This window comes from Streptomyces sp. CB02980 (genome assembly GCF_014451325.2).
Classification (GTDB): domain Bacteria; phylum Actinomycetota; class Actinomycetes; order Streptomycetales; family Streptomycetaceae; genus Streptomyces.
Window position 1 is genome coordinate 58,388 of the sequence record NZ_JACSCH020000026.1, and the last position, 17,110, is coordinate 75,497.

General features: G+C 73.2%; 19 protein-coding genes. 9 read left to right on the plus strand and 10 right to left on the minus strand.

The features are described 5' to 3' along the window. Window positions 1-36 precede the first annotated feature (36 nt). A complete protein-coding gene (locus tag E0F75_RS36445; protein WP_229315265.1) occupies window positions 37-2,040 on the plus strand; it encodes an AAA family ATPase in 2,004 nt (667 codons plus the stop codon). Here the strand turns inward: E0F75_RS36445 and E0F75_RS36450 are convergent. The 3 genes from E0F75_RS36450 to E0F75_RS36460 all read right to left on the minus strand — a co-directional run bounded on the left by E0F75_RS36450 (window position 1,952) and on the right by E0F75_RS36460 (window position 5,031). Continuing rightward, window positions 1,952-2,959 carry a YafY family protein gene (locus E0F75_RS36450; RefSeq protein ID WP_229315266.1) on the minus strand — a complete coding sequence of 336 codons (1,008 nt, stop codon included), beginning with the start codon at window positions 2,957-2,959 and terminating at the stop codon, window positions 1,952-1,954. The two genes, E0F75_RS36445 and E0F75_RS36450, sit on opposite strands and share 89 nt — an antisense overlap. Then, a complete protein-coding gene (locus E0F75_RS36455) occupies window positions 2,956-4,383 on the minus strand; it encodes an MFS transporter (protein WP_229315308.1) in 1,428 nt (475 codons plus the stop codon). The genes E0F75_RS36450 and E0F75_RS36455 overlap by 4 nt, the downstream gene beginning before the upstream one ends. Before the next feature lie 162 nt (window positions 4,384-4,545). After that, window positions 4,546-5,031, minus strand: coding sequence for a MarR family winged helix-turn-helix transcriptional regulator (locus E0F75_RS36460; RefSeq protein WP_229315267.1), 486 nt, complete (start codon window positions 5,029-5,031; stop codon window positions 4,546-4,548). 86 nt (window positions 5,032-5,117) lie between these two features. On the opposite strand from E0F75_RS36460, the gene E0F75_RS36465 reads away from it, so the two are divergent. Together E0F75_RS36465 and E0F75_RS36470 are read left to right on the plus strand one after the other, a co-directional pair. Further along, entirely contained in the window at window positions 5,118-5,597 is a 480-nt protein-coding gene (locus tag E0F75_RS36465; protein ID WP_229315268.1) for a hypothetical protein, read from the plus strand. Window positions 5,598-5,763: 166 nt separating this feature from the next. Then, window positions 5,764-6,513 carry a class I SAM-dependent methyltransferase gene (locus tag E0F75_RS36470; RefSeq protein WP_229315269.1) on the plus strand — a complete coding sequence of 250 codons (750 nt, stop codon included), beginning with the start codon at window positions 5,764-5,766 and terminating at the stop codon, window positions 6,511-6,513. A 105-nt stretch (window positions 6,514-6,618) separates the two neighbouring features. Here the strand turns inward: E0F75_RS36470 and E0F75_RS36475 are convergent, their stop codons facing one another. The 3 genes from E0F75_RS36475 to E0F75_RS36485 form a co-directional block, all read right to left on the minus strand. Beyond that, the gene (locus E0F75_RS36475) at window positions 6,619-7,035 is read right to left on the minus strand and encodes a VOC family protein (protein WP_229315270.1); all 417 of its coding nucleotides are present in this window, start codon (window positions 7,033-7,035) and stop codon (window positions 6,619-6,621) included. A gap of 56 nt (window positions 7,036-7,091) precedes the next feature. Continuing rightward, the gene (locus E0F75_RS36480) at window positions 7,092-7,499 is read right to left on the minus strand and encodes a helix-turn-helix domain-containing protein (RefSeq protein WP_229315271.1); all 408 of its coding nucleotides are present in this window, start codon (window positions 7,497-7,499) and stop codon (window positions 7,092-7,094) included. Window positions 7,500-7,608: 109 nt separating this feature from the next. Then, on the minus strand, window positions 7,609-8,016 hold the full coding sequence (locus E0F75_RS36485; protein ID WP_229315272.1) for a RidA family protein: 408 nt from the start codon (window positions 8,014-8,016) through the stop codon (window positions 7,609-7,611). 113 nt (window positions 8,017-8,129) lie between these two features. On the opposite strand from E0F75_RS36485, the gene E0F75_RS36490 reads away from it, so the two are divergent. Further along, window positions 8,130-8,519: a helix-turn-helix domain-containing protein gene (locus E0F75_RS36490; RefSeq protein WP_229315273.1), complete on the plus strand. Its 390-nt coding sequence runs from the start codon at window positions 8,130-8,132 to the stop codon at window positions 8,517-8,519. A gap of 60 nt (window positions 8,520-8,579) precedes the next feature. Here the strand turns inward: E0F75_RS36490 and E0F75_RS36495 are convergent, their stop codons facing one another. Next, window positions 8,580-9,263, minus strand: a complete 684-nt coding sequence (locus E0F75_RS36495; RefSeq protein ID WP_229315274.1) for an ATP-dependent endonuclease — start codon at window positions 9,261-9,263, stop codon at window positions 8,580-8,582. Between the two features lie 285 nt (window positions 9,264-9,548). On the opposite strand from E0F75_RS36495, the gene E0F75_RS36500 reads away from it, so the two are divergent. The 3 genes from E0F75_RS36500 (at window position 9,549) to E0F75_RS36510 (ending at window position 11,153) form a co-directional block, all read left to right on the plus strand. Next, window positions 9,549-10,076, plus strand: a complete 528-nt coding sequence (locus E0F75_RS36500) for a helix-turn-helix domain-containing protein (protein ID WP_229315275.1) — start codon at window positions 9,549-9,551, stop codon at window positions 10,074-10,076. 52 nt (window positions 10,077-10,128) lie between these two features. Next, window positions 10,129-10,719, plus strand: a complete 591-nt coding sequence (locus tag E0F75_RS36505; RefSeq protein ID WP_229315276.1) for a hypothetical protein — start codon at window positions 10,129-10,131, stop codon at window positions 10,717-10,719. Window positions 10,720-10,808: 89 nt separating this feature from the next. After that, window positions 10,809-11,153: a DUF2516 family protein gene (locus E0F75_RS36510; RefSeq protein WP_030323240.1), complete on the plus strand. Its 345-nt coding sequence runs from the start codon at window positions 10,809-10,811 to the stop codon at window positions 11,151-11,153. A 59-nt stretch (window positions 11,154-11,212) separates the two neighbouring features. Here E0F75_RS36510 and E0F75_RS36515 read toward each other — a convergent pair whose 3' ends face one another. From E0F75_RS36515 to E0F75_RS36525, 3 genes are all read right to left on the minus strand, one after another. Continuing rightward, window positions 11,213-12,529, minus strand: coding sequence for a PP2C family protein-serine/threonine phosphatase (locus E0F75_RS36515; RefSeq protein WP_229315277.1), 1,317 nt, complete (start codon window positions 12,527-12,529; stop codon window positions 11,213-11,215). Between the two features lie 307 nt (window positions 12,530-12,836). After that, entirely contained in the window at window positions 12,837-13,886 is a 1,050-nt protein-coding gene (locus E0F75_RS36520; protein ID WP_229315278.1) for a C40 family peptidase, read from the minus strand. 290 nt (window positions 13,887-14,176) lie between these two features. Further along, a complete protein-coding gene (locus tag E0F75_RS36525) occupies window positions 14,177-14,971 on the minus strand; it encodes a class I SAM-dependent methyltransferase (protein ID WP_229315279.1) in 795 nt (264 codons plus the stop codon). A 277-nt stretch (window positions 14,972-15,248) separates the two neighbouring features. Here E0F75_RS36525 and mshA point away from each other — a divergent pair, with 277 nt between their 5' ends. Next, window positions 15,249-16,616 carry a D-inositol-3-phosphate glycosyltransferase gene (mshA, locus tag E0F75_RS36530; RefSeq protein WP_229315280.1) on the plus strand — a complete coding sequence of 456 codons (1,368 nt, stop codon included), beginning with the start codon at window positions 15,249-15,251 and terminating at the stop codon, window positions 16,614-16,616. Next, a complete protein-coding gene (locus E0F75_RS36535; protein ID WP_229315281.1) occupies window positions 16,609-17,109 on the plus strand; it encodes a YbjN domain-containing protein in 501 nt (166 codons plus the stop codon). The genes mshA and E0F75_RS36535 overlap by 8 nt, the downstream gene beginning before the upstream one ends. Window position 17,110 lies beyond the last annotated feature (1 nt).

Sequence of the window (17,110 nt, forward strand, 5' to 3'; positions counted from 1 at the left end):
TGTAACTCAGTAACGTTTTCCGTTAGGCTTGACGGAATGACGTCACCGGACCTTGAGCTTGCTCGCGAACGCTCCCACCACGACGCCTGCCGTGCCGCCCTGACCCGGATGACCGAGGACGTCGCCGAACAGGTCGTCACCGGCGAGGACACCGCCGCGTCCGGCGCCGATGCCGAGGCGCTCGGCCGCCATCTGCGCAGCCGCGCCAAGGAGATGCGGGAACAGCCGCCGGGGCCGCTGTTCTTCGGGCGCCTCGACCTCGACGACGGTCAGGTCCACCACATCGGCCGCCGCCGGATCGGCGAGGACCCGGCCGCCCCGCCGCTCGTCGTCGACTGGCGCGCGCCCGTCTCCCGCGCCTACTACCAGGCGGGTGCCCGCGACCCGCGGGGCGTGCTCCGGCGCCGCCGCTTCGGCTGGGCCCCGTACAGCAGGGGCGCTTCGGAGGATCTGACCGCGCTCGAGGACGAACGGCTCACGGCGGGCGGGGAGGTGAGCGTCAGCGCGCTGCTCGCCGGGGAGATCGAGCGCCCCCGGGTGGGCCCGATGCGGGACATCGCGGCCACCATCCAGCCCGAGCAGGACGACCTCGTACGCTCCGACCCGACCGCCTCCCTGTGTGTGCAGGGCGCGCCCGGCACCGGCAAGACCGCCGTGGGCCTGCACCGGGCCGCGTACCTCCTCTACACCCATCCGCAGCGGATCAGGCGTTCCGGTCTGCTCGTCCTCGGCCCGCACCGCGCGTTCCTCTCGTACATCTCCGAGGTGCTGCCCTCGCTCGGCGAGACCGGTGTGCGCCAGGCCACCCTCGACGACGAGATCGCCCGCCACCCGGTCCGCGCCGAGGACGGCGAGGCGGCGGCCCGGGTCAAGCACGACGCCCGGATGGCGGAGGTGCTGCACCGCGCGCTGTACGGCAGGGTCGACCCGGTGCCCGCGGAGGACCTCGCGGTGCCGGACGGCTCGTACCACTGGCGGCTGCCGGCCGCACAGCTCGCCGCGATCGTCGCGGACGTACGGGAGGAGGCCCCGCCCTACGCGACGGGCCGCGAGCGGGTCCGCGCCCGGGTCGTGCGGGCGCTCCAGCTCAGGGCCGAGCGCCGGTGGGGGCCCATGGGCGCGGCCTGGGCGCGGCGGATCGAGCGGGCACGCGCGGTGACGGCGTTCCTCGACGCGTGCTGGCCGAAGGCGACCCCGGAGGAGGTGCTCGCCGGCCTCCTCACGGACCCCTCCGACTCCGCCCTGACGGCGGCCGAGCGGGCGGCGATCCGCTGGGACCGGCCGCCGCGCTCGTACCGCTCGGCGCGCTGGACCGCCGCCGACCTCGTGCTCCTCGACGAGCTCGCGGGGCTGATCGAGCGGCCCGAGAGCTACGGCCATGTCGTCGTCGACGAGGCCCAGGACCTCTCGCCCATGGAGTGCCGGGCGATCGCCCGCCGCACCGAGTTCGGCTCGCTCACCGTGCTCGGCGACCTCGCCCAGGGCACCACCCCGTGGGCGGCCCGCGACTGGCACGAGCAGCTGGCCCACCTGGGCAAGAGCGGGGCGCCCGTGGTGCCGCTCACCCTCGGCTACCGGGTCCCGGCGGCGATCGTGGACCTCGCCAACCGGCTCCTGCCGCACCTGGGCGCGGACGTGCCGGCGGGCCGTTCCGTCCGGAAGGACGGCGAGGTGACGGTCACCAGGACGGCGGACCGGCTCGATCTGCCCGGCGCGACGGCCGAGGCCGTACGAGAGGCGCTCGCGGCGGAGGGCTCGGTCGGGGTGATCACGGCCGACGGCCTGGTGGGTCCCGTGGCGGAGGCCGTACGGGGCTGCGGGGCGGACGAGCGGGTGACCGTGCTGCCCGCGACGGTCGTGAAGGGCCTGGAGTTCGACCATGTCGTCGTGGTCGAACCGGCCGCGATCGTGGCGGCCGAGGCGCGGGGACCGAACCGGCTGTACGTGGCGCTCACACGGGCGGTGTCACGGCTGACCCTGGTGCACGCGGCGGAGCTTCCGGACTGCCTGACGGCGTCGACGGCCCGTAGACCAGGGTGAGTTCGGCTCCGATGCGGGCGAGGGCCGTACGCGCCTCCGGCGGGTCGAGGAGCTCCACGCGGGCGCCGAGACCGGCCAGTTGGGCGGCGACCACCTCGGGGGAGGGCCCGACGGCCTCGAACGGCGCCCAGTCGTCCGCGGCGCGTTCCCCGTACCGTATCCGCCCGCCGAGCAGGCCCTCCAGGACCGACTCGGTGCCGGGGGCGGCCCGGCCCCGTACCGTCGCGGCGACCATCCGGTCCTCCATGCGGGCGGCGAGCGCGCGCCAGGCGGTGGGGAGGTCGAAGCCGTCGGGGCGTACGGCGGGGGCGCCGGTCTCGGTGACGGAGGTGACGCGGCCGATCCGGAAGGTCCGCAGGCCGTGCTCGGTGCCGGCGACGAGGTAGCGGACCCCGGACTTCGCGGCGATGCCGAGCGGCTGGACGGTGCGCTCGCGAGGTTCCCGGCCGGGGCGGGCGTAGCCGATCCTGATCTCCCTCGCGTCGACCACCGCCCGTTGGAGCGGGGCGAGTCGGGCCTCCTCCGTCTCCGTGCCCGCCCAGTCCGTGCCGTCGGAGACGCCCGCGCGGGCCGCCGCCTCGGCGCCTTCCCGGAGGGTCGCGGGGAGGGCCCGTACGAGCTTCCGCAGGGCGGTCCGGGTCCGGGGGTCGGCGTCGGTGTCCGGTCCGGTCAGGAGGAAGAGCGCGCGGATCTCGGGGGCGGTGAGGCCGGTCAGATCGGTACGGGCTCCGCCGACGAGGGACCAGCCGCCGCCCTGGCCCGCCTGCGAGTACACCGGGATCCCGGAGCTCGCGAGAGCTTCGAGATCCCGGCGTGCGGTGCGCTCGGACACGTCCAGTTCCGCGGCCAGTTCGGCGGCAGTGACGCGCTGCCGGGTCTGGAGGAAGAGCAGGGCGGCGACGAGTCGGTCGGCTCTCATGCCGCCATTGTCGCGGGGGACTTCGTCTTCTTCGTCTGCCTGGTCCTCTTCGCCTGTTCCCGCGCCCCCGGCGTTCCCGGCTTCCCGGGGCTGCGCAGGACGGTGAAGGCGAGGGCCAGGGCGGCGAGCAGCAGACCGGCGCCGACGGCGAACGCCAGGTGGTAGCCGCCGGTCAGGGCCTCGGCGGCGGGGCGGCCGGCCGCGGTGAGCGACTCGGTGCGGGTGGCGGCCAGGGTGGAGAGGACGGCGATGCCGAGGGCCATGCCGATCTGCTGGGTGGTGTTGAAGAGGCCGGAGGCGAGGCCCGCGTCCTTCTCCTCGGCGCCCGACATGGCGAGCGAGGTGAGGGCGGGGAGCGCCAGGCCGAAGCCGGCGGCGAGCAGCATCACGGGGAGCAGATCGGTGACGTAGGAGGCGTGGACGGGGACGCGGGCCAGCAGGCCGAGGACGCCGACGAGCAGGACGAGGCCGGTGAGCAGGACGTTCCGCTCGCCGAAGCGGGCGATGAGGCGGGCCGAGACACCGAGGGAGACGGCGCCGATGACGGCCGCCGCGGGCAGCATCGCGAGACCCGTCTCGGCGGCTCCGTACCCGAGGACCTTCTGCAGGTAGAGCGCGACGAGGATCTGGAACGAGAAGAGCGCGGCGACCATCAGCATCTGGACGGCGTTGGCACCGGAGACGCTGCGCGAGCGGAGGATCCGCAGGGGCATGAGCGGGTTGGCCGTCTTCGCCTGCCGGACGAGGAAACCGGTCAGGAGGGCGAGTGCGAGGGCCCCGAGGCCGAGGGTGTGGGCCGAACCGGCCCCGTACTCCTCGATCTTGACGACTGCGTAGATGCCGGTCATGAGGCCGGTCGTGACGAGCACCGCGCCGAGGACGTCGGCGCCCGCCCTGAGCCCGAGGCCCTGGTCGGAGGGAAGGGCGCGGAGGGCCACGAGGAGGGTCGCGAGGCCGATGGGCAGGTTGATGAAGAAGATCCAGTTCCAGGTGAGGGCGTCGGTGAGGATGCCGCCGAGGACCTGGCCGAGGGAGGCGCCGGCGGCGCCGGTGAAGCTGAACACGGCGATGGCGCGGGCCCGTTCGCGCGGCACGGTGAAGAGCGTGACGAGGATGCCGAGGCCGACGGCGGAGGCCGTCGCGCTGCCGAGGCCCTGCAGGAAGCGGGCGGCGATGAGGACGCCGGGGGAGGTGGCGACTCCGGCGAGGAGCGAGGCGGCGGTGAAGATTCCGGTGCCCGCGAGGAACATCCGCTTGCGGCCGATCAGGTCGCCGAGGCGGCCGGCGAGGAGGAGGAGCGAGCCGAAGGCGATCAGGTAGGCGTTGACGACCCAGCTGAGGCCGACGGGGGTGAAGCCGAGGTCGCTCTGGATGGCGGGCATCGCGACGGTGACGATGCTGCCGTCGAGGATCGTCATGAGCATGCCGGTGGCGAGGACGCCGAGGGCGAGCTGGCGGGAGGGGGTGCGCGTGGGCGTGGGCACGGGGATCACTCCTGTTCGGTGGAGCCGACAGGAGTGACGTTAGCAGAAGGTTTTGTTGCAGACTATTTTTTACGGAACGAGTGGGGCTTCCCGGCGCCCGGCTCAGCCGCGCTGACGGGCCCGGCGGGCCGGCCTCGGGCTCTCGATCGGGGTCTCCAGATGGCCCGTGACCAGCAGGTTCAGGGCCTTCAGCAGGGCGGTGCGGGCGCCGTCGGGGAGGGAGGTGAGGGCGCTCTCGTGGACGCCGTCGACGATCTTCTGGCTCTCCGCGGCGACCTCGGCCCCCGCCTCGGTCACGGCGATGATCCGCGCGCGCCGGTCGGTGCTCGACGGCCGGCGCTCGGCGAGCCCGGCCTTCTCCAGGGCGTCGACGGTGACGACCATGGTCGTCTTGTCCATGTCCCCGATCTCCGCGAGCTGCGCCTGGGTGCGCTCCTCCTCCAGGGCGTGCGCGAGGACGCAGTGCATCCGGGGGGTGAGCCCGATCGCGTCGAGCGCGGCGGTCATCCGGGTCCGCAAGGCGTGACTGGTGTGGTCGAGGAGGTAGGAGAGGTCGGGCTCGGTGCGGGTGGGTGCCATGGCTGTCATGCCTGCCAGGGTAACGAGGATCGATCCGTCGCGGATTATCGCGAAGTGGACGAATGGGGGCGCGGTCGCCCGGTCAGGATGGGCCCATGGTGACCCCCCTGCTCTTCCTGGACGTCGACGGCCCGCTGATCCCCTTCGGGGCGAGCGGGCGGGAGTACCCGACGTACGCACCGCCACCGCCCCCGTCCGTGAGCCCGCTCCTCGCGCGGCTCGATCCCGCACAGGGGCCGCGGCTCGCGGCACTCCCGTACGCACTCGTCTGGGCGACGACCTGGGAGGACGACGCGAACACCTGGGTCGCGCCGCGCCTCGGGCTTCCCGCGCTGCCCCTGGTCCGGTGGCCCGGGGACGGTGCCGAGCCCGCGCCGGGGGTGCACTGGAAGACGCCGGGGATCGTCGCCTGGGCCGACGGGCGGCCGTTCGCCTGGGTCGGCGACGAGATCGGCGCGGCCGACCGTGACTGGGTGGCTGCCCACCACCCCGGCCGCGCACTGCTCCACCGGGTGGATCCCCGGCAGGGGCTCACGGCGGCGGACTTCGGGACGCTCGCCGCCTGGGCGGGGTGATCTGCGGTCCAACCACCGGTCCGGCGAAGGGTGTTGGGTGATACGGGGGTCACCCCGCCGACCTCTCGTGTCATCTGCCAGTACGGCGGGCGGGGTGCGGCGGCGCAGACTCGACGGGCGCGCAGGACTTCGGGACCACACGACGAAGGACACGAGGGGGCGCCACATGGGCGTGCGGCAGCAGTACGACGGGATCGGCGAGGCGTTCGAGGGCTTCAAGTCCCTGCCGCTGACGCGGTACGGAGAGGTGCCCAGCTTCCTGGGCATGGTCGGGGACGTCGGCGGCAGGTCGGTTCTCGACCTGGCGTGCGGAACCGGCTTCTACAGCCGGGAGTTCAGGCGGCGCGGCGCCACGGAGGTCCTCGGCGTCGACATCTCCGTCGAGATGATCGCCGCCGCGCGGGAGTTCGAGGAGCGCGACCCGCTGGGCGGCGTGCGCTACGAGGTCGGCGACGTGGCGGAACTTCCCTCACTGGACCGGAAGTTCGACATCGCGCTCGGCGTGCAGTGTCTCAACTACGCCGAGGACATCGCGGGGATGGAGCGGATGTGCCGAAGCATCCACCGGAACCTGGTGCCGGGCGGTGAGTTCTTCGTGCTCGCCCAGCGGCCCGACTACCGGTTCGACTGCGCGTCCCTGCCCGCGTACGGCTTCCGCTGCGAGCCGACGGGCGAGGAGGGCGAGACGGGTCCGCGCGTCCGGGTCACGGCGCTCCTCGACCCGGAGCCGATCAGCATCATCGGCACGGTCCCGCGCCGGGAGGTCTACGAGGAGTGCCTGCGGGCGGCGGGGTTCCGGGACGTGGAGTGGGTGCCGCTGGAGGTGTCCGAGGCGGGCATCAAGGAGTTCGGCGAGGACTTCTGGGCGGACCTCCTCGCCCACCCGCCACTGGTGATGCTGCGCTGCCGCGCCTGACCGGGGGTCGGGGCCGGGCCGGGCCGGGGTGGGCCGGCGCCCGAGCCCGGGGCGCCGACGCGACCCTCCTGCCCCGGCGAGGAGGGTTCGGCAAGGTGCGGGGTGCTACGAGGCGCGGGGCTGGGTGAAGCGCAGCATGTTGCCCGCCGGGTCGCGGAAGGCGCAGTCGCGGACGCCGTACGGCTGGTCGACCGGCTCCTGGAGGACCTCGCCGCCGGCCGCCCGGACGTGTTCGAAGGTGGCGTCGACGTCGTCGGTGGAGAAGATCACGCCGCGCAGCATGCCCTTGGCGAGCAGCTCGGCCACCGCCTGCCGGTCGGCGGGGGAGGCATTGGGGTCGGCGAGCGGCGGTTCGAGGACGATCTCCACGTCCGGCTGCGCGGGGGACCCGACGGTCACCCAGCGCATCCCCTCGAAACCGACGTCGTTCCGCACCTCGAGGCCGAGGGCGTCGCGGTAGAAGGCGAGGGCCTTGTCGTGGTCGTCGACGGCGATGAAGCACTGCGAGAGCTTGACGTTCATGCCTTCGAAGCTACGGCGGACCGGAGAATCCCGCTTCTCCGAAACCGACCGATGGCTCAGGTCCTGCGGACCGGTCTCGTACGGACCTTCGCGACGCACGCCGGGATCGAGGCCCCGTCCTCGTGGCGGCGGGCCCGGTAGGCGGACGGCGTCTCGCCGACGAGTTCGGTGAAGCGGGAGCTGAAGGACCCGAGCGAGGTGCACCCGACGGCGAAGCAGACGTCCGTGACGCTCATGTCACCCCGCCGGAGCAGTGCCTTGGCGCGCTCGACGCGGCGGGTCATGAGGTAGCTGTACGGGGTCTCGCCGAAGGCGGCGCGGAAGCTGCGGGCGAAGTGACCGGTCGACATGAGGGCGACGGAGGCGAGCGCGGGTACGTCGAGCGGCTGCGCGTAGTCGCGATCCATCACGTCCCGCGCCCGGCGCAGCCGTACCAGGTCCTCCAGTGCCACGCCCACCAGCATGGCACGGCGGGGCGGGAGGGGCGCGAGAGGTGACGGGCGCGAGACGGGCGAGACGGGCGGGGCGGGCGGGGCGGTGGGGCGGCGGGACGCGGCCGGCGGCTCCGCGGCCTCAGCCGACGACCGCGGTGGCCTCGATCTCGACGAGGTGCTCGGGCACGTCGAGCGCGGCGACGCCGATCAGCGTGGCCGGCGGCACCGGAGTGACCCCCAGCCGGGCGGCCGCCCGGGCGATCCCCTCCAGGAGCAGGGGCATCTTGTCGGGGGTCCAGTCGACGACGTACACGGTCAGCTTCGCGACGTCGTCGAAGGAGGCGCCGCCGCCGGCGAGGGCGGTGCCGACGTTGAGGTAGCACCGCTCGACCTGGGCGGCGAGGTCGCCGACGCCGACCGTGCCGCCGTCGGCGTCCCAGGCGACCTGGCCGGCGAGGAAGACCAGCTTCGACCCGGTCGCGATCGACACCTGGCGGTAGACGTCGACGGTGGGAAGTCCGTCGGGGTTCACGAGGGTGATGGTCATGGCTTCCTCCGGGGGAGAGCAGCGGTGAACGTGGTCTCTTGTAGTGACTCGGGAACCGTAGGAGAGTGGCCGCTGACATGGAAGAACGCACTTTTCGGTGACTGGGGAACCTGATGGTGACCAAGCAGTACAGCGGCTCGCCCGAGGACGCGGACCTGCGGCGCGCGGACTCCCTGGCGCGGGAGATCTTCTCCGACCTCGCCAACAAGTGGGCGTTCCTGATCGTCGAGCGGCTCGGTGAGCGCACCCTGCGCTTCAGCGAGCTGCGGAACGAGATCGAGGGCATCAGCCACAAGATGCTCACCCAGAACCTGCGCATGCTGGAGCGCTACGGCCTGATCGACCGGACCGTGCACCCCGAGGTCCCGCCCCGCGTCGAGTACACGCTCACGGCGCCGGGCCGCGCGCTCCGGGCGACGATCGACGGCATGTGCGACTGGACCCACCAGTACCTCGGCGCCATCGAGACGGCCCGCCGCCGCTTCGACACCCCGGCGGCCTGAGGCGGCCTGAGCCGGGGCGGAGGCGGGCGGAGGGTCAGAGGGGCAGCGGGTGCAGGTTCCTCAGCTCGTGGCCGCGGACGCGGACACGTGCGCGAGCAGGCGGTCCAGCGGGCGGGGCACCTCGGCGAGGTCGAGGGCGGCGACGAGCGAGCGGGCGTACTGGCTCTTGCGCCCGCTGATGGTGCCCATGAAGCGCCGCAGCTGCCGCTCGACGTCCCGCTCCCGCTGGGCGGGCTGCTTCTGGAAGATGCGGAAGGCCCGCAGGTCGCCCTGGGCGTCGACGACCCGCTGCACCGACTCGGCGCCGAGGGAGCGGATCAGCTCCTCCTCCAGGTCGGCGTCGCACACGTAGAAGCCGAGCGGCTCCATGTCGGCGCGCGCGAGGTCGTGGCCGAGTCCTTCGCGTTCGAGCGCGCGCGAGAAATGGCCCTCCTCGCCGGCGTCGCACAGGCCCGCGAGCGTGACGCCGAGCCCCTGCGGCCCGAGCAGATGCACGAACCTGCCGATGTTGGTCGCCCCGCCGAGCGGAACGACGGCGATGCCCTCGGCGTCGAGGGAGCGGCCGTGACGGGCCGCGAGCGCATCGAGCGCGACGTGGTCGCTGACCCCCTCCACGAGCACGGCCGTACGCAGCTCGGTGCCGGCGGCGAGTTCGCGCGCGGCCGCGGCGGCCGCCGAAGCCTCCGCGCCATCGGCCGCCCACTCCCTGACCGCCGCCCGGAAGCGCCCCGTCGTCGTCTCCATGCGGCCCAGTCTCGCAGCAGTGCCCGCGAGGATCACGGGGATTTAGACGGGCCTCGCACGAGTGCGCGGGCCGGTCGGCCGAGGGGCCGCACCGGCCGGATCGGCGGCGCGGTCGCACCGCGGCCGGCCGGGCGCGGCCGGCCGGGCGCGGGCGGAGGGGTGTCGCGGAGGGTGGACTGCGTCGTGTCCTGAGGACGTACGGGCGCCCCCGGGCGGTTGCCGACCGGGGGCGACTCTTGCAAGCGGCTGCTTGCAATAGTTAGCAAAGGCTGGCATGGTCGGGGCATGGCATCGCTCAACGTCGGCAATCTCGGTGAGTACCTCCGCGAACAGCGGCGGACCGCGCAGCTCTCCCTGCGGCAGCTCGCCGACGCCGCCGGGGTGTCGAACCCGTACCTGAGTCAGATCGAGCGGGGGCTGCGGAAGCCCAGCGCCGAGGTGTTGCAGCAGGTCGCGAAGGCGCTGCGGATCTCCGCCGAGACGCTCTACGTACGGGCCGGAATCCTCGACGAGAAGGAGCGGGAGGAGCTGGAGACGCGCGCCGTCATCCTCGCCGATCCCTCGATCAACGAGCGGCAGAAGCAGGTGCTGCTCCAGATCTACGAATCCTTCCGCAAGGAGAACGCCGTCGAGGCGGCCGCGGCTGCCGCGGCAGCCGCCCAGGCGGCCCAGGCGGCACGAACCGCCGAGGCCGACCACGCCGGAGCCGGATCCATCGGAGCCGGAACCGCCGGAACCACCGGAACCGCCGAGACCCCCGCGGGCGCCCCCGCCGCGGCCGCCGAGCGGCCCGCCGACGCGTCCGATGCCTGACCGCCCCTGAGCCAGCGCTCGCTCGTACGTCACCACCGGGAGGACCACCAGCATGGCCATCATCGACGAACTGCGTACCCCTCTCTACTTCGCCGCCGGCACCGCGGACCTCGCCGTGCAGCAGGCCAAGAAGGTTCCCGGCCTGATCGAGCAGATCGCCGCCGAGGCGCCCGCCCGCATCGAGGCCGTACGGAACACCGACCCCAAGGCCGTGCAGGAGAAGGTGACCGCACAGGCCAAGGAGGCCCAGGCGACCGTGCAGTCGAAGCTCGCCGACGTCGTCGGCGGTCTCGACACGGACCTCAAGAAGCTCGGCGAGACCGCCCAGGACCTCGCCCTGCGCGGCGTCGGCGTCGCCGCCGAGTACGCCGTCAAGGCCCGCGAGAAGTACGAGGAGGTCGCCGCCCACGGCGAGGAGGCCGTCAAGGCCTGGCGTGGGGAGGTCGCCGAGGAGATCGTCGAGATCGCCGTCGTCGTCGAGCCGGAGGAGACCAAGGCCGAGGAGCCGGTGGAGGCCTCCGCCGGGTCCGGGTCCGAGTCCGCCGCGTCCGAGCCCGCCGAGGCCAAGAAGGCGCCCGCCCGGAAGACCACCGCCCGCAAGGCCCCCGCCAAGAAGGCGTCCGTCGCCGCCGAGAAGGAGTAGCACCGGGCACCAATGCGGGTACCTGGTGCGTTGAACCGGGTACCTTGACCGCGAGGCGCTCTTTCCCTCTTCCCTAGGCGGTGCTCAGCATGTTGCGCGCGGGATTCGACTCCCTCCTCTCCCTGGTGATGTTCCTGATCTTCACCGGCTTCGCCGTCGCCGCGCTCGTCTTCGCCGCCATGGCGCGCGAGGACGCCTACCGCGCCGCCGAGAAGCAGACGAAGAAGTTCTGGCTGATCGTCCTGGGCATCAACCTCGCCCTGAACCTGCTCTTCCCGATGCTGTTCCTGCAGATCGCGGGAGTGATCGCCGCCATCGTCTTCATGGTCGACGTCCGACCCGCGCTCCAGCAGGTGTCGGGCGGCGGAGGCGGCCGGCGGGGCGGCGGCTCCAGCAGTGACGGGCCGTACGGCCCCTACAACGGCGGCCGCTAGGCCTGGCGGATCAGGGTCGGACAGGCCCTGGCCGCACGAAGCGACATCAGGGCCCGGGGTCATCCCCGGGTCCTGTCCCTTTCCAGGGCCAGGACCGCGACGTCGTCCGTCAGCTCGCCGCCGTTCAGGGACCGGACCTCCGTCACCGCGGCCTCCAGGAGCTCGTCGCCCCGCAGGCCCGAGGTCAGCTGCCGGTTGATCATGTCGACCATCCCGTCCTGGCCGAGCCGCGGCGAGCCGGGTCCGGCCGAGCGTCCCTCGATCAGTCCGTCCGTGTACATGAGCAGGCTCCACGCCCCGCCGAGCTCGACCTGCCGGCGCGGCCAGCGGGCGCGCGGCAGCAGTCCGAGAGCCGGGCCGCCGTCCTCGTACGGAAGCAGCCGTGCCGCCCGCCCCTGCCGGGCGATCAGCGGCGACGGGTGCCCGGCCAGGCACAGGCCCGCGCGGCGGCCGTCGGGCGCGATGTCGACGGTGCAGAGGGTCGCGAAGATCTCCTCGCTCTCCCGCTCGTGCTCCAGGACCTGCTGCATCGTGGAGAGCAACTCGTCCCCGCACAGCCCCGCGAAGGTCAGGGCCCGCCAGGCGATCCGCAGCTCGACGCCGAGCGCGGCCTCGTCGGGGCCGTGGCCGCACACGTCGCCGATCATGGCGTGGACGGTGCCGTCGGGCGTACGGACCACGTCGTAGAAGTCGCCGCCGAGCAGGGCGCGCGAGCGGCCGGGCCGGTAGTGGGCCGCGAACCGGAGGTCGGAGCCCTCCAGGAGCGGCGTGGGGAGCAGCCCGCGCTCCAGGCGGGCGTTCTCCTGCGCGCGGAGCCGGGACTCGGCGAGCTTCACCTGGACGGCGTCGGCGCGCTTGCGCTCGACCGCGTACCGGATGGCCCGGCTGAGCAGCCGCCCGTCGAGTTCCTCGCGGAAGAGGTGGTCCTGGGCTCCGACGCGTACCGCCTCGGCCGCCAGCTCGGCGTCGGCGGAGGCCGCGAGCGCGAGGACGGCGTGGCGCGGGGCGAGCCGCAGGATGTGCCGCAGCGGGGCGAGCGGGTCGTCGCCCGCGGCGGCGCGGGGGCCGGGCAGGGACAGGTCGACGAGGATGCAGTGGACGTCGTCGGTGAGGAGCCGCTCGGCCTCGGTGAGGTTGCGGGCGGTACGGATGCGGACCCGGGTGCCGGCGGCGTCGGCCGCGTCGAGCAGTTCGGGTACGGCGAGGGCACCCGCCGGGTCGTCCTCGACGACCAGGAGAGTGAGATCGGTGCGATCGGTGCCTGTGACTGTGCCTGTCATAGCGGTGGCGTCCATGGCGGTGGCGTCCGTAGTGGCGACGTCGCCGGGTCCCGCAACGGCAGAGACGTTTCTCTGACGCGGTACGGATACGGGCATCGGTCCGGTTTCCTTCCCTCCCCCCGAGGGTGCGCAGGGCGCCGGGTGGCGTCCCGCCCGTCCCGGACCATAGCGGTAGGGCGGTGCGCAGCGGAATGGTGATCAGCGGGTCGGCGTCCGCGTCTCGATTGGCATATGCCGCGGAAGGGGAGGTACTTGCCCCCGTACGGCCGACGGGGCGCCCCCGGGGCAATGAGAAAGGTCACGCCTGGGCGGCGCCCGCGGTTCCGCCGCCTCGCGTGGACTCCGTCACATCGGGGGAGGGTGCGAGACGGTGTCCGCCGGCACACCGGCGGACGGCGACCCGTCACATCGGGCGGACGACGCCCAGGATCTCCATCGAGCCCGCCCCCGCGAGCGTCACGTTCCGGCCGGGGCGCGGTGCGTGGACGATCGTGCCGCTTCCGACGTACATCCCGATGTGGCTCGCGTCCTTGAAGTAGACGATCAGGTCGCCGGGTCGCATGTCCTTGATGTCCACGCGCGGCAGCAGGCGCCACTGCTCCTGCGAGGTACGCGGTATCGGCCGGCCCGCCGTGCCCCAGGCGAGCTGGGTCAGTCCCGAGCAGTCGAACGAGTCCGGTCCCTCCGCGCCCCACTCGTACGGCTTGCCGATCTGCCCGGTCGCGAACTCGATCGCCTTCTTCGCCGCCGGCGTCGTGTCCCCCTTGAGGCCGGCGAGGACACCGGTGCCGAGCCAGGTCGTCTGGGCCCTGGACAGCGCCTGCTCCTCGAGCCGCCGCAGTCGCTCCCGCTCCTCGGCGGCGAGTTCGGACTCCAGCTTCTTCGCGGCGGCGATCTTGCCGTTGATCTCCTTCTTCGCCTGGGCCTGCCGCACGCGGTTGGCCTCCAGCTTGGTCCAGTTCACGCCCGCGTCCTTGGCGTAGACGTCCAACTGGGCCTGCGTGCGGGTCATTTCACCGAGCAGGTCCGTGGTGGCCTTCGCCCCGGCCTTGAGGCGCCCCGCGTTGTCGAGGAAGAGCTGGGGGTCGTTCGTGAGGACGAGCTGCGCGCCGTCGGGGAGCCCGCCGTTGCGGTACTGGGCGCGGGCGGTGGCGCCGGCCTTGGCCTTGAGGGCCTCGATCTTCTCGCGGCCCTCCACGATCATCACGGCGACCCGGACGATCTCGGCGGACTGCTCCTTCGTCTTCTCCTCCGCGAGGTTGTACGCGTCGGTGGCGACGGCGGCCTGCCGGTACAGGGTGTCTATCTCCTGGCGCACCTCCTCCAGGCTCTTCTTGGGAGGTGGCGGCGGGAGCGGTGCGGCGGCGGCCTGCAGGGTCAGCGCGGGCGAGGCCAGCACGGTCAAGGCGCAGATCATGGTGATCGCGGCGGTGGCGTGGCGGCGTCGGTTCACGAGCTCCCCCTCGAGTGACCAAATCTGATTTACCGTCAGTAACTTAGCGGTGACCTTGGCGATAGTGCCATGCGAAACCGTAAAGCAACAGGGGAAACCGGGGCCTGTCGGGCCTGCTCCCCCCACGGGGGACGAGAGATACGGGCGTGGCGTTCCCGACGTACCGGAAATTCAGCGCCAGTTGGGAAAAGAGAGGTCTCGTTCACTCACCCCCGAGGTGCCGCCGACCCCTCACCCCCGTGGTGCCGCCGACCCCTCACCCCCGAGGTGCCGCCGCCCCCACCGGCCCCTCACCCCCGCGGCGCCAGCGCCTCCCACCGCACCGTCACCTCGCCCTGGCGCCACCGCCGGGGCCCGTCCGTCAGCGGCCAGTCCGCCGCCAGGTCGCGGGCCGAGCGGATCCACCGCTGCCGCGCGCCGAACGAGGCGTACGGGGCCGCCGCCGCCCACGCCCGGTCGAAGTCCCGCAGGAACGCGTACACCGGCTCACCCGGCACATTGCGGTGGATCAGCGCCTTCGGCAGCCGCTCCGCCAGGTCCGACGGCCGGTCGAGCGAGCCGAGCCGGGTCGCGAAGGTCACCGTCCGCGGCCCGCTCCCGTCGAGCGCGACCCAGACGTGCCGGCGCCCGATCTCGTCGCAGGTGCCCTCCACGAGCAGCCCGCCCGGGGCGAGCCGCCCGCACAGCCGCTCCCAGACGGCCGCGACCTGCTCCTCGTCGTACTGGCGCAGCACGTTCGCCGCCCGGATCAGGGCGACCCGGCCGGGTACGGGCACCTCGAAGCCGCCGTGCAGGAAGGAGAGGCCCTCGTGCTCGTACGGCTTCGCGGCCTCGACGCGGGCGGGCTCGATCTCGATGCCGTAGAGGCGGGTGCGGGGTTCGGCGGTGCGCAGCCGGGCGAGGAGCTCGACGGCGGTCCAGGGGGCGGCCCCGTACCCGAGGTCCACGGCGAGCGGCGGCTCGGGGGAGCGGCGCAGGGCGGGCCCGTGGACGGCGGCGATCCAGCGGTCCATGCGGCGCAGGCGGTTGGGGTTGGTGGTCCCGCGGGTCGGGGTGCCGACGGGGAGGGTGGTGCGCGGGGCCATGCCGAAAGGTTACGGGGTGGGGGTGTGGGGTGGTGCGCCCCGGTAATGAATTGGCAAAGCGCCATCGGTGATGGAAATGAAAGGGTCCGTTCCGGTGTTGTCCCGGCCGGAGGGCGCACCACGCCCTCCCGCCGTCATGCCCACGGCGCCGAGCTCGGCCCGACCCGTTCGGGCCGACCGGCTCGGCCCGACCTGTTCGACCTGTTCAGCCCGACGTGCTCAGACCCGAACGTGTCGGACCCGATGCGTTCGCCCCCCGAGCGGAAGGACCGCCGACGTGAGCCAGTACGTGTCCCGGTTCGCCGGTACCCGGCACCGGCACCCGGCACCGGCCCGGCTCCGGCTCCCCGGCCGGAACCGCACCCCGCGCCGCGTGGCCATGCTCAGCGTCCACACCTCCCCGCTGCACCAGCCCGGCACGGGCGACGCGGGCGGCATGAACGTCTACATCGTCGAGCTGGCGAAACGACTCGCCGCCATCGACATCGAGGTCGAGATCTTCACCCGGGCCACCACCGGCGGCCTCCCCCCGGTCGTCGAGCTGACCCCCGGCGTCCTCGTGCGGCACGTCGACGCCGGCCCGTACGAGGGCCTGGCCAAGGAAGAGCTGCCGGCCCAGCTCTGCGCCTTCACGCACGGCGTGATGCAGGCCTGGGCGGGCCACCGGCCCGGCCACTACGACCTGGTCCACTCCCATTACTGGCTCTCCGGCCACGTCGGCTGGCTGGCCGCCGAGCGCTGGGGCGTCCCGCTCGTCCACGCCATGCACACCATGGCGAAGGTCAAGAACGCGGCGCTCGCCGAGGGCGACACCCCCGAGCCCGCGGCCCGGGTGATCGGCGAGACGCAGATCGTCGACGCCGCCGACCGGCTGATCGCGAACACGGCCGAGGAGGCCGACGAGCTCGCCCGTTTCTACGACGCGGACCCCGGCAAGATCGCGGTCGTCCACCCGGGCGTCAACCTCGACCACTTCCGCCCGGCCGACGGCCGCGCCGCCGCCCGCGCCCGGCTCGGGCTGCCGCAGGACGCCTTCATCCCCGTCTTCGCCGGCCGCATCCAGCCGCTGAAGGCCCCGGACATCCTGCTGCGCGCCGCCGCCGAGCTCCTCGACCGGGACCCCTCGCTGCGTTCGCGCATGATCGTTCCTGTGGTCGGCGGCCCGAGCGGCAGCGGCCTGGCGAAGCCGGAGGGGCTGCAGAAGCTGGCCGCCCGGCTGGGCATCGCGGACATCGTGCGCTTCCACCCGCCGGTGGGCCAGGACCGGCTCGCCGACTGGTTCCGCGCGGCGAGCGTCCTCGTCATGCCGTCGTACAGCGAGTCCTTCGGTCTGGTCGCGATCGAGGCGCAGGCGGCCGGCACCCCGGTCGTCGCGGCGGCGGTGGGCGGCCTGCCCGTGGCCGTACGGGACGACGTGACCGGCTTCCTCGTCCAGGGGCACGACCCGGTGGACTACGCCCGGGCGCTCGGCCGCTTCGTGGCGGACCCGTCGCTCTCGGCGCGGATGGGCGCGGCGGCTGCCCTGCACGCCGGGTCGTTCGGCTGGGACACGGCGGCCTCGGGTACGGCGGATGTGTACACGGCCGCCGTGCACGACCATCGGCTGCGGGAGAACCGCCGTCGCGTACGCTCCCACCATGTCTGATCTTGAGGACGTCCGGCGGACCGTCGAGGACACGTTCAAGGACGCGGAACTGGAGTGGGAGTCCCCCGCACCGGGCTCCTACGTGGTCAAACTCCCCGGCACGCGCAAACTCTTCACCACGCTCTCGCTGCGCGTCGGACGCCACTCGCTCTCCCTCAACGCCTTCGTCATCCGTCACCCCGACGAGAACGAGGCGGGTGTCCACCGCTGGCTTCTGGAGCGCAACCTCAAGCTGTACGGGGTGAGTTACGCGGTCGATGGCCTCGGCGACATCTACCTGGCCGGCAAGCTGCCGCTCTCCGCCGTGACGCCCGAGGAGCTTGACCGGCTCCTCGGCTCGGTCCTGGAGGCGGCGGACGGCGACTTCAACACGCTCCTGGAGCTGGGCTTCGCCTCGGCGATCCGGCGTGAGTACGAGTGGCGGGTCTCGCGCGGCGAGTCGACCCGGAATCTCGACGCGTTCAAGAACCTGACTCAGAAACCCGGTAACTGAC